Origin of the sequence: Caballeronia sordidicola (genome assembly GCF_000729995.1) — a bacterium.
In the GTDB taxonomy this organism is placed as follows: Bacteria; Pseudomonadota; Gammaproteobacteria; order Burkholderiales; family Burkholderiaceae; genus Caballeronia; species Caballeronia sordidicola_A.
The window spans coordinates 238,484-251,612 of the sequence record NZ_JNFG01000003.1 but is presented as its reverse complement, the minus strand read 5'-3'; the positions used below and the strand labels follow the sequence as shown (position 1 = coordinate 251,612).

Annotated in this window: 12 protein-coding genes; 7 read left to right on the top strand and 5 right to left on the bottom strand. The window is 60.7% G+C overall.

What is annotated here, in order from left to right; genetic code table 11:
- The coding region (locus tag FH08_RS51220; RefSeq protein WP_152602714.1) for a FimD/PapC C-terminal domain-containing protein at positions 1–224 on the top strand (224 nt) is incomplete at its 5' end.
- Between the two features lie 230 nt (positions 225–454).
- On the opposite strand, the gene FH08_RS0103210 is transcribed toward FH08_RS51220, so the two are convergent.
- A complete protein-coding gene (locus tag FH08_RS0103210; protein WP_031356934.1) occupies positions 455–1,324 on the bottom strand; it encodes a LysR family transcriptional regulator in 870 nt (289 codons plus the stop codon).
- A 283-nt stretch (positions 1,325–1,607) separates the two neighbouring features.
- Between FH08_RS0103210 and FH08_RS0103205 the strand changes: the two genes are divergently transcribed.
- Positions 1,608–4,001 (top strand): GNAT family N-acetyltransferase, encoded by a 2,394-nt coding sequence (locus tag FH08_RS0103205; protein WP_031356933.1) that lies wholly within the window; start codon positions 1,608–1,610, stop codon positions 3,999–4,001.
- Positions 4,002–4,107: 106 nt separating this feature from the next.
- Here the strand turns inward: FH08_RS0103205 and FH08_RS0103200 are convergent, their stop codons facing one another.
- Together FH08_RS0103200 and FH08_RS0103195 are read right to left on the bottom strand one after the other, a co-directional pair.
- Positions 4,108–4,653: a hypothetical protein gene (locus FH08_RS0103200; RefSeq protein WP_031356932.1), complete on the bottom strand. Its 546-nt coding sequence runs from the start codon at positions 4,651–4,653 to the stop codon at positions 4,108–4,110.
- 240 nt (positions 4,654–4,893) lie between these two features.
- A complete protein-coding gene (locus FH08_RS0103195; protein WP_051887690.1) occupies positions 4,894–5,715 on the bottom strand; it encodes an IclR family transcriptional regulator in 822 nt (273 codons plus the stop codon).
- 190 nt (positions 5,716–5,905) lie between these two features.
- On the opposite strand from FH08_RS0103195, the gene FH08_RS0103190 reads away from it, so the two are divergent.
- The 5 genes from FH08_RS0103190 to FH08_RS0103165 all read left to right on the top strand — a co-directional run bounded on the left by FH08_RS0103190 (position 5,906) and on the right by FH08_RS0103165 (position 10,804).
- Positions 5,906–6,244 (top strand): UxaA family hydrolase, encoded by a 339-nt coding sequence (locus FH08_RS0103190; RefSeq protein WP_031356930.1) that lies wholly within the window; start codon positions 5,906–5,908, stop codon positions 6,242–6,244.
- A gap of 4 nt (positions 6,245–6,248) precedes the next feature.
- Complete coding sequence (locus FH08_RS0103185; protein WP_031356929.1) at positions 6,249–7,538, top strand: UxaA family hydrolase; 1,290 nt, start codon at positions 6,249–6,251, stop codon at positions 7,536–7,538.
- A 46-nt stretch (positions 7,539–7,584) separates the two neighbouring features.
- On the top strand, positions 7,585–8,700 hold the full coding sequence (locus FH08_RS0103180) for an aldo/keto reductase (protein WP_051887688.1): 1,116 nt from the start codon (positions 7,585–7,587) through the stop codon (positions 8,698–8,700).
- On the top strand, positions 8,697–9,539 hold the full coding sequence (locus tag FH08_RS0103175) for an amidohydrolase family protein (protein WP_031356927.1): 843 nt from the start codon (positions 8,697–8,699) through the stop codon (positions 9,537–9,539). Before FH08_RS0103180 ends, FH08_RS0103175 begins: the two co-directional genes overlap by 4 nt.
- A gap of 416 nt (positions 9,540–9,955) precedes the next feature.
- The gene (locus FH08_RS0103165) at positions 9,956–10,804 is read left to right on the top strand and encodes an ureidoglycolate lyase (protein ID WP_031356926.1); all 849 of its coding nucleotides are present in this window, start codon (positions 9,956–9,958) and stop codon (positions 10,802–10,804) included.
- Positions 10,805–11,203: 399 nt separating this feature from the next.
- Here the strand turns inward: FH08_RS0103165 and FH08_RS0103160 are convergent, their stop codons facing one another.
- Both FH08_RS0103160 and FH08_RS0103155 read right to left on the bottom strand, forming a co-directional pair.
- Positions 11,204–11,647 carry a PaaI family thioesterase gene (locus FH08_RS0103160; protein ID WP_031356925.1) on the bottom strand — a complete coding sequence of 148 codons (444 nt, stop codon included), beginning with the start codon at positions 11,645–11,647 and terminating at the stop codon, positions 11,204–11,206.
- Between the two features lie 303 nt (positions 11,648–11,950).
- Positions 11,951–13,069: an AGE family epimerase/isomerase gene (locus FH08_RS0103155; protein WP_031356924.1), complete on the bottom strand. Its 1,119-nt coding sequence runs from the start codon at positions 13,067–13,069 to the stop codon at positions 11,951–11,953.
- Positions 13,070–13,129 lie beyond the last annotated feature (60 nt).

Here is a 13,129-nt window from a genome sequence, read left to right as displayed (position 1 = left end):
AGGACAGCAGAATATTTGCGCGTGGACTGGAAGACCAGGGTGCGCTGACGGTTAAATGGGGCAGTGGTCCGGTTGAACAATGCCGGATTGCTTATACGCTGCCGAAGAAAGATGCGAAGGCTTATAACCCCGGGTATTTGTCGCTGCAGTCGCATTGCGTGCCGGGAAGTGAAATGGCGGCGAGTGCGAACAACGCAGCGACGCCGGCGACCGTTGCACGATAGAGCCTGGTCGGGCTGACGTTTGAACAAATGAGCGAAATAGTGTGACTCGAATCATTTCCCAAAGCTGTTGAATTCGCACGGCTGTCCCGCATATCTGCGTGAGACAGCGCCCGCAGCGGATCGGCGAATGCAAACCCAAGCTTCACCATTTCATACCGGCAAGCATCCTCTCGGACATTGTTTCCGGTTAAGCTCCTTATCGTACTTCCATCTTCAGTCGAGACTGCCATTCAAACGGGCAGGGCAGCTTCATGGCGCAACCAATCGGCAAAGCCGGTCACGGTGCTGACGTCGCGATACGCTTCCGGCACGTCCAGCCAGTATCCGAATGGTCCGCTGATCTCGACGTCCGAGATCCTCACCAAATCACCCTCGATCAACTCATCAGCAATCATGTTCAGATCCACAACGGCAAGCCCTACGCCGCGTCGCGCCGCGTGGATTGCCTGTTGCAGATTCGAAAATTCAATACCATTCTCGGCGTAACGCGGCGGCAGTCCCGCTTTCGCCAGCCAGTCCGGCCAGAGGTTAAGACGCACGTCCTCATGCAGCACGTGAAGCGCCGGCAATCGATCCAGCAAGGTCTCGACCGGCATCCCGGTGAACGACGCCGATCCCACGAGCGCGTGCCGTTCCACCATCAGCAGTTCGGACCACCCATGCGCCGCCGCGTCGCGCCCGAAGCGCACGCTGCAATGACACTCGTCGCTTTCCTGCGTACGAATAGACAGGTCGACGTCCGGCAACTGCTCCGCCAGCCCGCCTAGCCGAGACGAAAACCACTGCGTGGCGAAGGTGGGCGGCAGCGACACAATCAAACGCTTGCGTTCGACGGTTCCCGTTAGGTGACGTGTTCCGCGCTCGATCACGTCAAATGCCTCTGTCACCGATGGCATCAGCAATACACCTGCCTGTGTCAAGCGGATCCCTTTGTGGTCGCGCTCGAAAAGCTTCACGCCGAGTGACTCTTCCAGTAGCCTGATCTGTCGGCTTACAGCTCCTTGTGTGACACACAACGCTCGCGCCGCGCGATTGAAACTCAAATGACGCGCCGTTTCTTCGAAGAAACGCAACGCAATCAACGATGGAAGATGTCGCATAGTGATTCCTGACCGCCCAACCTTCTCGGTTTTCTGTGTGGCCGAGTAAACGTGCCTCCTCCGCGAACCAGAATGGCTCCTGTCCCGCGTTCGATCAAATTACCTTGGTTCCCGGTGCGAAACAATAGCCCGTTCGGTTGACGCTGAAACAAAACGAATTCTCATATCGGGCATCAGGAAATATGAGGGAGCGTGTTGGGAAAGGCGGGACATAGGCCATCCGGCTAGTAGTTGGGGGCTCTCGAATCGCCTATGCTGGATACATCTTGGATATGGAGGCCGCATGACCGTACGTAATCTCGACGCACTGTTTAACCCGAAGTCGATTGCCGTGATCGGGGCGTCGCTGCGTGCGGGCAGCATCGGTGAAATGGTGTGGTCGCGGCTAAGCGCTGCCAACTTCGCGGGCCCTGTCTGGCCGGTGAATCCGAAGCATCATCAGTTGAATGGGGCCGCGGTGTTCGCGCGCATCGACGACTTGCCGGATATACCGACCGTGGCGGTGTTGTGCACGCCACCACCCACGTGGCCCGCGATCGTCAGCCAACTGGGAGCGCGTGGCACGCGGGCGGTGGTCATAATCGGGCAGGCGGGGCAGGCAGGCGAACCGGAGGGCCGCGACTGGACGCGCCGTACGCTTGCGGCTGCACGGCCGTTTTTGCTGCGTGTGGTCGGCCCGGCGAGTGTCGGCGTGATGACCCCGGCTGTGGGCGCGGTGCTGGGGGCGCCGTCATGCGCCATTGCGGCGGGCGGGGTGGCGTGGGTATCGGCGTCGAATGCGCTGACCAACGGTGTGATGGGCTGGGCGAACGCACGTGGCCTGGGTTTTTCGCGGGTGGTCGCGCTGGGCGACGAGGCTGACGTCGACGTGGGGGATATCCTGGATTTCCTCGCAAGCGACTCACGGACGCGCGCGATCCTGATGGCCATCGAATCGGTGCGGATGGCGCGCAAATTCATGTCGGCGGCGCGGGCGGCCGCGCGCAACAAACCCGTGCTGGTTTTACGCACAGGCCACGATGATCCTTTCGATGCGCTGTACAGCGCCGCTTTCCGGCGTGCCGGCCTGGTACGGGTGGACTCGCTCGACGACCTGCTCGACGAAATCGAAACCCTCGGGGTGGGCCGCGTAGCCGCAAGCGACCGGGCGACCGTCATCACCAGCGATCGCGGCGTGGCCGCGCTCGCTGCCGACGCGTTCGCCGCAGCCGGCGACGCGCTCGCGCTCTGGCCCGAGGCCGCGCGCGCGTCGGTCGCCGCCGTGCTGCCCCACGCGCGTCTGGAGAACCCGCTACAACTCGGAGACACCGCCACTGCGGCGGACTTTGGAGCGGCGCTCGAAGCGCTGGCGCCGCATCGCGAGACCGGGACGGCGTTCGTGGTCCACGCGCCAACGCACACCGCGCCGGTCGCGGAAGTCGCGCGCGTGCTGATCGAGCAGCAAAGTCACGCGTATCGCGGTTTGCTGACTTGCTTTCTCGGCTGCGTGGATCGGGCCACGCGTGACGCCTTGCACGCCCACGGCATTCCCGTCCACACCACGCCTCAACGCCTGGCACGAGGTTTCGCACGGCTGGTGGATTATCGTCAGGGCCGCGAGATGTTGATGCAGACGCCCGATGGGCCGCGCCCTCAGACCCTGGTCGCACTGGACAGCGCGCAGGCCCAGGTCATGGCAGCATTGACGGCGGGCGTTGCGGAACTGGACGGCGAGCGGGCGTCGCGGGTGCTGGCGCAGTTTGGCGTTGTGGTCAAGGCGGGGTCGGCAGGCCCGCGCAGCGTCGATGCCATCGAAATCGATGTCCGCTTGCTGAATCATCGTGTGTTCGGACCGGTGTTTGAGTTCAAGGCTGTTGGCGCGCTCGGTTTGCCGGACGCAATGCACGAATTTGCATTTCCACCGCTCAACCCGGTGTTGGCGCGAGACCTCGTGATGCGTTCGCCGAGGGCACGCGAACTCCCTGCGGAGAATTTGCTGGCGGCGTTAACGGCCTTGTCGCAGGCTGTCTGCGAGATCGAGCAGATTGTCGCGTTGCGGCTGACGGTGCGCGTGACCCGTCAGGCGGTCGTCGTGTATGAACCCCATCTGACGCTGGCCGCGCATCGCACGCCGCTCGCCATCCAACCGTATCCGCGGCAACTGGAGGAAACGCTCGACTGGAACAGCTTGCTTATCACCGTGCGGCCGATCCGTCCCGACGACGAAGCCGCCCACAGCGCTTTCGTTGCTGCGATGACGCCGGACGATCTGCGTCTGCGTTTCTTCAGTTCCGTGCGCAGTTTCGATCACTCGCAACTCGCCCGGATGACGCAGATCGACTATGACCGCGAGATGGCGTTTATCGCCGTCACGGGTGAACACGACGCTATCGAGACGTTGGGGGTGGCGCGCGCCATTGCCGATCCGGATAACGAGACGGCCGAGTTCGCGGTCGCGGTGCGCTCGGATCAGAAGGGCAAGCGGCTGGGATTCTTGCTGTTGACTCGGATCATCGCGTATTGCCGCGCGCGCGGGACACGCTGGCTGGTGGGCGAGGCGTTGCGCGAGAACACCGGCATGATCGCACTCGCGCGCCGTTTGGGATTTGAGATAACGGCCACGGAGGATCCGGGCGTGACCGGTTTCAGGATGCGGCTGGCTGAAGGAGAGGCAGAAGCCGGCGCGCTGCCGTCATGAAGGCTGAGAAGGTCGTGCAGGCGAGAAGCGCTGGCATCCGGCCGCCGTGGTGAGCGGCCAGAATGTGTGCTGCGAGATGCTTGCCCGCGAGGCGCTGCTCTTTGAATCAAGCCGGCAGCTTTGCGAGCGCTTCGTCGACTTGTGCACGAGATACCGCCAACTCGTCCAGCCACGCATCGGCATAGGTGTTGCCGGTTTCACGCTCCAGACGCGCGATCGTCGCCGCGCAGCGCGTAGTGTCCTTGGGCGTGGCAATAAATGCTTTAACCGACGCGCCCGACGTGAACGCTTCGAACAGCGGAACGCGAATGTCGTCCGGCAGCGCGCGAGTGGTCCATTGATACGGTTTGCCGTTGAACGACAACTGCGGCGGCAGCACGCGCTCTTTCTTCGCTGCGGGAATCAGGCCGAAATTGCGCGCGGCATCGGCGATCTGGTCGGCCGTAAAGAGTTCGTCCGCACCAATGTCGAACTGCTTGATAAACGTTTCGATCGACTGCATCGCGGCCGCGCGGTCGTCGCGCTTTTGCTGCGCGTGGGCGACAATATCGCGCAGTTCGTCCGCTTCCTCGCTCGTGATCGTGAAGCTGGACTGCTTTTGCTGAAGTTCGGAGAAGCGCTGAAATTCGGGATCGGAAAGGAGTTTCGCCATTGCCTTGCGTAGAAAAGACGCGAAACGTCGCTGGGAGCGACGATCCGCTTTTTTGAGAGGGTCGCCATTCTAACGCGTCGCGGGGATCTGGAACCTGGCGAATCCGCGCACCGGAACTTCCCAACGAATCGACCTGAAACTTTCCGCCTGATCTCCCAATAAAATTGCTCGCCGAAGTTACCCAACGAAGTTACTCATCGAATTAGCCCGCCGAAGTTACCCCGCCGAAGCCACCCACCCCTAAGCCGCGCTCGAACCCTGCGAATCACTGAACTCCACGTCCGGTTCGCGAAACATTGAAAGCGCCGCCGCCGCTTCACCAAGCAGCGCACTGACCTCGTTAATGGAGGGCGCCACGTATTCGTCGATACGCCTGAGATACGGGCACGTCAATGTCGCAATCGCCTGGCCCGATGGCCCAAGCAGCGGAAAACTCACGTCCATCACGCCGAAGGTCTGCTGACTCTCCTTATGCAGAAAACCGTCCGCGCGAATCTGGGCGTACGCATTTTCCAGCGCAAGCGGATCAAGCGCGGACTCACCCTTTACACGCGTGTGCTCGGCCAGCATGTGCGCGCGTTGTTCCGCGCTCTGGAACGCGAGGATCACGCGGCCCGAACCGGTATCGATCAACCCGACTCGCGCGCCGAGCCGCACCGAAATCCCCCATGTTCCCGGCCCGTCGACCTGCGCGATCACCAGCAGATTGCCCCGGTCATAGGCGGCGAGATGACACGACTGCTCCGCACGATCGGCGAAACGCTGCATGACCGGCAAGGCTTCCGCGATCAGGCGGTTCATCGGCGGATGCCGGTGCGCGAGCGCATACAACTTCAGGCTCAGCGAATAACGGTCGCCCGCGGGCGAGCGCACCACGTACTGCCGCGCGACCAGCCGCTCGAGCATCCGGTACATCTCGCTTGCGTTGCGCCCGAGCGATTTCGTGATCTCGGCGCGCGTGAGTCCATCCTTTTGCTCAGCGAGCAGCTCGAGGATATCGAGACCTTTATCCAGCGCGGGCGCGCGGTACCGGTCCGCGTCGGTGGGATCGTCTGCCTGCATGATGGCCTTCAGTTAAGTCGCTTAAAAACAAGATGCTAAGGGAAAACACGGACCGCCCAGCGGCGCAGTTAGCTTGACTTCGACTTGTCCGCATATGAATAATACGTTCACTGATAAATGATTGTACTGATGCAAACCCGCGGCATTACCCATATGACCGCCGAATGCCATCCGTTCCAAGGACGTTTCTGTGCAGCAAACCCCTCACAAATCCACCGACGCCCGGCTCATTCTTCAAAGTCCGCAGGACAATTGCCTGATTGCCGGCGCGCGCCTGCAAGTTGGGGAGCGTGTGGAAATTGAGGGGGAGTTCGTCACGTTGGCAAAGACCATCGACCTTGGGCACAAAGTCGCTCGCCTCGCGTTGCGGACAGACGAAAAGGTGCTTCGATATGGCGCGATCATTGGCCATGTGACGTCGGACGTTCAGCCCGGTGAACATCTGCATACACACAATCTCGAGAGCGACTATCTCCCGACCTATACCCACGACGCCGGCCATGCGTTCGTGGATCACCGGGACCGCTAAGCCAATGACTGCTACCACCACTCCGCCGCTTCAAGGATTCCTGCGTGCCGATGGGCGCAAGGGCATCCGCAACGTAATCGCAGTTGCGTATCTCGTCGAATGCGCGCATCACGTGGCGAGGGAAATCGTCACGCGATTTCGTCCGGCGTTCGACGCCTTCGACGACCCCGCTGCTGATCGCGAACCGCCCGTGCACCTGATCGGCTTCCCGGGCTGCTACCCGAACGGCTATGCCGAAAAGATGATGGAGCGATTGACCACGCACCCGAACGTGGGCGCGGTCCTGTTCGTCTCGCTCGGCTGCGAGAGCATGAACAAGCACTACCTGGTCGACGCCGTGCGCGCGAGTGGCCGCCCGGCCGAGGTGCTGACGATCCAGGAAAAAGGCGGGACGCGCAGCACGATCCAGAATGGCATGGACTGGATTCGCGACGTTCGTGCGACGCTCGCGCAGCAACCGAAAGTGCCGATGGCGCTCGACGAATTGATCGTCGGCACGATTTGCGGGGGCTCGGACGGCACCAGCGGCATTACGGCAAATCCCGCTGTGGGCCGCGCCTTCGATGCGTTGATCGACGCCGGCGCTGCGTGCATTTTCGAGGAAACCGGCGAACTGGTCGGCTGCGAATTTCACATGGAAAGCCGGGCGGCGCGGCCGGAACTGGGCCGTGAAATTGTCGCGTGCGTGGACAAGGCCGCGCGCTATTACTCGATCATGGGACACGGTTCGTTTGCGGTGGGCAATGCGGATGGCGGCCTTACCACGCAGGAAGAAAAGTCACTCGGCGCGTATGCGAAAAGCGGTGCATCGCCCATTGTGGGGATCGTCAAGCCCGGTGACATTCCGCCCGTCGGAGGGTTGTATCTGCTCGATGTCGTTCCCGATGGCGAACCGCGTTTCGGCTTTCCGAACATTAGCGACAACGCGGAAATCGGCGAGCTGATTGCTTGTGGAGCGCACGTGATCCTGTTCACGACCGGACGTGGTTCGGTGGTCGGTTCGGCCATTTCGCCCGTTATCAAGGTGTGCGCTAATCCGGCGACCTATCGAAATCTTTCCGGCGACATGGACGTGGATGCGGGCCGCATTCTGGAAGGCCGTGCCACGCTGGACGAAGTTGGCCGCGAAGTATTCGATGCCACCGTGAGCGTGGCGGCCGGCACCGCGTCCAAGTCGGAATCGCTGGGCCATCAGGAATTCATCCTGACCTACAAGACTTTTGATCCGGTCGGTCCGGCGTGCTTGCCGGCGAGCGCCGCGCCGCGGCATGCGGTATCGATTACGTCGATTTGAGCCTTACTTTGAGCCCAAGTTTGAGCACGACAACAAGTCCAACGCAATGAACCCAATGACCGGAAATCCCGTTGTGAAAAAGCGCAAAGTGGGCAAGACCTCGCTGGAAGTCACAGCGTTGTCGTTGGGCAGTGCGCCGCTTGGCGGCCTGTATCACGAGCTTTCCGAGGCAGACGCGCAGGCGACCGTGGACGCGGCGTGGCAAAGCGGTATCCGTTTCTTCGATACCGCTCCGCACTACGGTCACACGAAAGCCGAACACCGGATAGGCGACGCGTTGCGCCAATACCCGCGCGAAGATTACGTGTTGTCGACCAAGGTTGGCCGGCGCTTTGTCCCTCGCACCACGCCGTACGACGGCAACGAAGGCTGGTCGGATCCGCTGCCGTTCCAGGCAATCTACGACTACACCTACGACGGCATTCTGCGATCGTTCGAAGACAGTCAGCAACGCATGGGTATCGTCGATATCGACATCGTGCTGATCCACGATATCGGCCGCGTCACGCACGGCGAAAACAATGCGCGTTACTGGTGGCAACTGACGGACGAAGGCGGTTTCCGGGCGCTGGATGAACTGCGTACATCGCGGGGCGTAAAAGCGGTTGGGCTCGGTGTGAACGAAGGGGCTGCAATCCAGGAGGCGATGGCGGAATTCAACATCGATTGCGCGTTGCTGGCGGGACGCTATACCTTGTTGGAGCAGGCGGTACTTGATGACTTGCTGCCGGAATGCGAGAAGCGCGGCGTCAGCATCCTGTTGGGCGGTGCGTTCAATTCGGGCATTCTCGCCCGGGGACTGACGTCCGATACAGCGCCAAAACCGGACAATCTAAAGTTCAATTACGGCGATGCACCGCCGTCGATTATCGAACGCGTCGATGCGCTGGAACGGATCTGCCGTGCGCATGGTGTCGCGTTGTCGAGCGCAGCGCTGCAGTTTCCTTATGCGCATAAAGTTGTGGCCACGGTCCTCATGGGCGCACGAAATCCAGCGGAAGTGCGTTTGAACGCGGCTTCGTTCGCTGATCCGCTGCCTGACGCTTTATGGGAAGCGTTGCGAGCGGCCGGTTTGTTGCATCGTGACGCGCCTGTGCCACGCATGGATCAAGCAGGCATTGATCAAACAGGCATCGATCACACCGACGCAGGAAAACCATGAGCGATGAACGGATCGATGCGCATCAGCATTTCTGGGACCCATCGCGTGGTGACTATGGCTGGTTGACGCCCGAGTTGCAGACCTTGTACCGCGTTTTCGGTCCCGCTGATCTGAAGCCTCTTCGTGACGCAACTCACGTTGCGCGCACCGTGGTCGTCCAGGCCGCGCCGACGGTCGATGAAACGCGCTATCTACTCGATCTCGCTCGCAAGGACGTGTCTATCGCCGGCATTGTTGGCTGGGTTCCGCTTGATGCGCCGAATAGTGTCGAGTTGATCGACGAACTGGCGCGTGAACCTAAACTCAAGGGCGTGCGCCCGATGCTGCAGGATCTGCCCGACGACCGCTGGATCGAAAATCCCGCTCTGGCTCCGGCAATTCACGCGCTGATAAAAAACGATCTAGCTTTCGATGCATTGATTTTTTCGCGCCATGTGCCTTCGTTGAAGGTGTTCGCCGCGCGTTTTCCTCAGCTGCGAATCGTCGTCGATCATGGTGCGAAGCCGCAAATCAGGGATGGTCACGCGACATGGCAAAGCTGGGCGGACGGCATCGCTGAATTGGCCGCGCTGCCACAACGGCTGGTTTGCAAACTATCGGGTCTGGCGACGGAAGCCGCGCCCGCTTGGTCTGTGGCAACGCTCAAGCCCTATGTTGATCATCTTCTCGACTGTTTTGGGCATGAGCGGCTGATGTGGGGCAGCGACTGGCCGGTGCTGAACCTGAACGGCGACTATGCACAGTGGTTTGACGCAGCGCGGCAATTGACGGCGCATCTTGATGTGTCCGCGCAGCAGGCAATCTTCGGCGACAGCGCCCGCGAGTTTTACCGGCTGTAAAAGTTGAAAAATACGCATGAAGAATGAGCGTGGTATACCCGGAATTGCTCAACTGCAATTGCAACGAAAGCAGAGAATGGTAAAAAGATTGGCAAGATTGCTAACCCAGCTGTCCGGCATACCGTGCTCTGGAATGCTGGCGAGTGCGGCCATATAGCGTTGGAGAGGCGCGCAACCTGCAGTCCAGGGCAAAGACCACAAGCGAAGCGCGACGGCGGGATCAGAAGGAAAGCGTGAAGCTATCGTTGTAACCTGCGTCGTAGCCCGCATCCGATGAATCATCGTTCACGGCCGGCCCGAAGATTTGACCGAAAGCGATCGAAAGTAAGCTCGAGCGATCTGACCTATAAAAACGACCGCTCAAACTGAACATCTCGAAACCGAATCAAAACCTGAAAACTGAAGGATCACTCACGATGAAACTGCTGCGCTATGGGCCGAAGGGTCAGGAAAAACCGGGTTTGCTGGATCAGAATGGCAAGATTCGCGATTTGTCGAAGGTAGTCGACGACATCTCTGGCGCGGCGCTATCCGACGCTACGCTCGCGAAATTGCGCGCGCTCGATCCGGCCTCGCTGCCTGAAGTGCCGGGCGAACCGCGCATTGGCCCGTGCGTTGGAACCGTGGGGAAGTTTGTCTGTATCGGATTGAACTACGCCGATCACGCAGCCGAATCGAACCTGCCCGTGCCGACAGAACCGGTGCTTTTCGGCAAGTGGACAAGCGCCATTTGCGGTCCGAACGACGACGTCGAAATTCCGCGCAATTCGAAGAAAACGGACTGGGAAGTCGAGCTCGGCGTGGTGATCGGCAAGGAAGCGAAGTACGTCAGCGAAGCGGACGCGCTGGATTATGTCGCCGGATATTGCGTGATCAATGACGTCTCCGAACGTGAATGGCAACTCGAGCACGGTACGCAATGGGACAAGGGCAAGGGTTTCGATACCTTCGGCCCGATCGGTCCGTGGCTGGTCACGAAAGACGAGATCGCCGATCCGCAGCAACTCGATATGTGGCTCGAAGTGGATGGACATCGTTATCAGAACGGCAGCACGAAGACGATGGTGTTCGGCGTGGCGGCGCTGGTGTCGTATTTGTCGAAGGTGATGAGCCTGCAACCCGGCGACGTCATTTCCACCGGCACGCCGCCGGGCGTGGGCATGGGCGTAAAGCCGTCACCCGTCTACCTGAAGGCTGGGCAGACGATGCGGCTCGGAATCCAGGGCCTGGGCGAGCAGCAGCAACGCACGGTCGACGCGAAGTAAGCCCTTCTAAGCAAGCCGCTTATTGCGGCGCTACCAGGCAACCAGAAGACTCGCGAGCAAATTAACGCCGAGCTGTTAAGCCGAAAAAAAGGTCGTTCCAACGTCAGTTGGATCGACCTTTTTTACATGACGGCAGCTTCAAGGCAGCTGGACTGCCCGAAAGCGTCAACCATGTCCCCGGTCCAAACACTTCGGCCGGAGGGATGATTCGTTGTCGTCATTCGAGCCGCCGACGGTCCAACGAACGTGGTGGCTTCACCCCAAAAACGCGAATGCTTTCACCGCGTTAACCTTTAAGCGCATAAAGCCGGGTCCCGACATTGCCGTCGCAGAATCACCGCAAAACCACCCCATCGACGAACGCATAAAAAGTCCCGCAAACCAACACCCTCAGCCCACTCACTCGTTAAACACCGGCTCAAGTTCCGCAGCCATTTCGCTGATCCGATGAATGGTTCCCTGCGCGACCGCCACGAGCCTTTCGGCGCCGCCATCGGTGACATACACGTCGCATTGGCAGGTCGCCTGCGTCATGCCGGCGTAGATCACGCGCGCACGCGCCATCAACGTGCCGGAGACCGCCGGCCGCAAATAATTGATCTTGTATTCGCTCGTGACCACTTTCGGTCCCAGACGCAATGCGCCGGCGAAGGTCAACGCGTTATCGACGAGATAACTCACTACGCCGCCGTGCACGAAACCGTGTTGTTGCCGGAGTTCGTCGCGGATGGTCAAACATAGCGTGAGACTCGAGGAGTCGACCTGCATGAGCTTTGTACCCAGCAAGGCGCTAAACGGCTGCGCATTCAATGCGCCCCGTGCGATATCGACAATTTCGGCCATTCGGACACTCCTACACTTGGTTTCGGTCCAGTCAGCGTGAGTCCCACAATCCGCACCGGGGCAGGCGCCTTCGTCGCGGTCCTGCACAAGACTGTAGGTAGCGCATGGTCACTCCGCAAGGACGATCTCAAAATCGCGGACAAATTACCGGGTTTGCACGGACTTTCTCAGTGATTTGAAACGAAAACGCGCAAAGCGTCCGACATCGCGCTGAATTCTCCAGCCGCAATAAAAAACGCCTCGCGGCTTGGCGAGGCGTTAAATGCCGGAGGGCGACGGGCGTCGAGCGCCAGGCGTCAAATGTCAGGGCAACGCGGCGTAGGCGGTGGCAAGGTGATAAGGCGTGGTCGACGGCAATTCCGGGCGCATGACCACGCCTTCTGCCGACTGGCTCTCGATCCACCCTTGCGGTCGAAGAAAGCGCGCGGCAAAACGCGCGATCTGCGCAGGTAATTGCGCGCGCACAGACTTGTCCGCATGCGTTGCAAGAGCACGCAGATATTCGGTCTGAGCCCAGATGCGCTGCGTCGAATCGATCACGCCGCCCTGGTCGTTCAGGGACGCCGCTACGCCGCCGGTCACCGGATCGACCCCGTGCTGCTGCACGAAATCGAATCCGCGGACTAGCGCCCGATTCAGGCCCGCTGCATCGAAAGCCGGGTGCCGGCTGGCCTCGACGAGAAACAGCCACTCGAACTGGTGCCCCGGCTCCAGCCAGTTATTGGCGCTGCCGATTGTCAATTCGGCGATACAGCCCGTTTCCTCGTGCACGAAAGCCAGCGCGAACGCTGCCGCAAGCTTTTCCAGCCTGTGATCGAAGATCGGATCCGCGGTCGCTTCACGCGCGGCGAGCCACGCCTCGGTCAGATGCATCAGCGGGTTTTGCAGCGGCGGCCCGAGGACGGCGGAAAATTCTTCCGTCATCGCGGAACTGAACAAACCGCCAACGCCACTGCGCATCCGCCGCTCAATCACCACCGACGTTTCTTCGAGCACCGCCAGCGCTTCCTTCGCGGCGGCCGCGCCGGCCCGTTTCGCATATTCCGCGCACGCGAAAATCACGAACGCATGCGTATACAGGTCCTTGTGGCGCTCGTGCGGCGCGCCGTTTGCGTCGACGCTATAGAACCAACCGCCGTTTTCCGTGTCGTGAAAATAGGTCCGAAGCGAAGTGAACAGCGTATCGGCGTGATCGATATCGCCTGCCTGGGAGAACACAAATAGTTGCCGCGCGCAGGCCATGGCGCGATATCGCTGCGGCGGCAAGGGCGTGCGGCCGTCCTCGGCGACGGCCTCGAACGCCAGCCGCAAGGCCGCGTTGAAGCCGGGTCCACGCCAGATCGGCAGGACAACACGTTTATAGTGCGCACGAAGGGCGGCGGCGGTCGGGGGCGTTGCGGCGGTCGGATCTGGGTCGTGCATACGGCTTTATCGATGTTGGTTGCGCGCGGCGGCGTACGTGGAATTACGCGGAACGTGTCC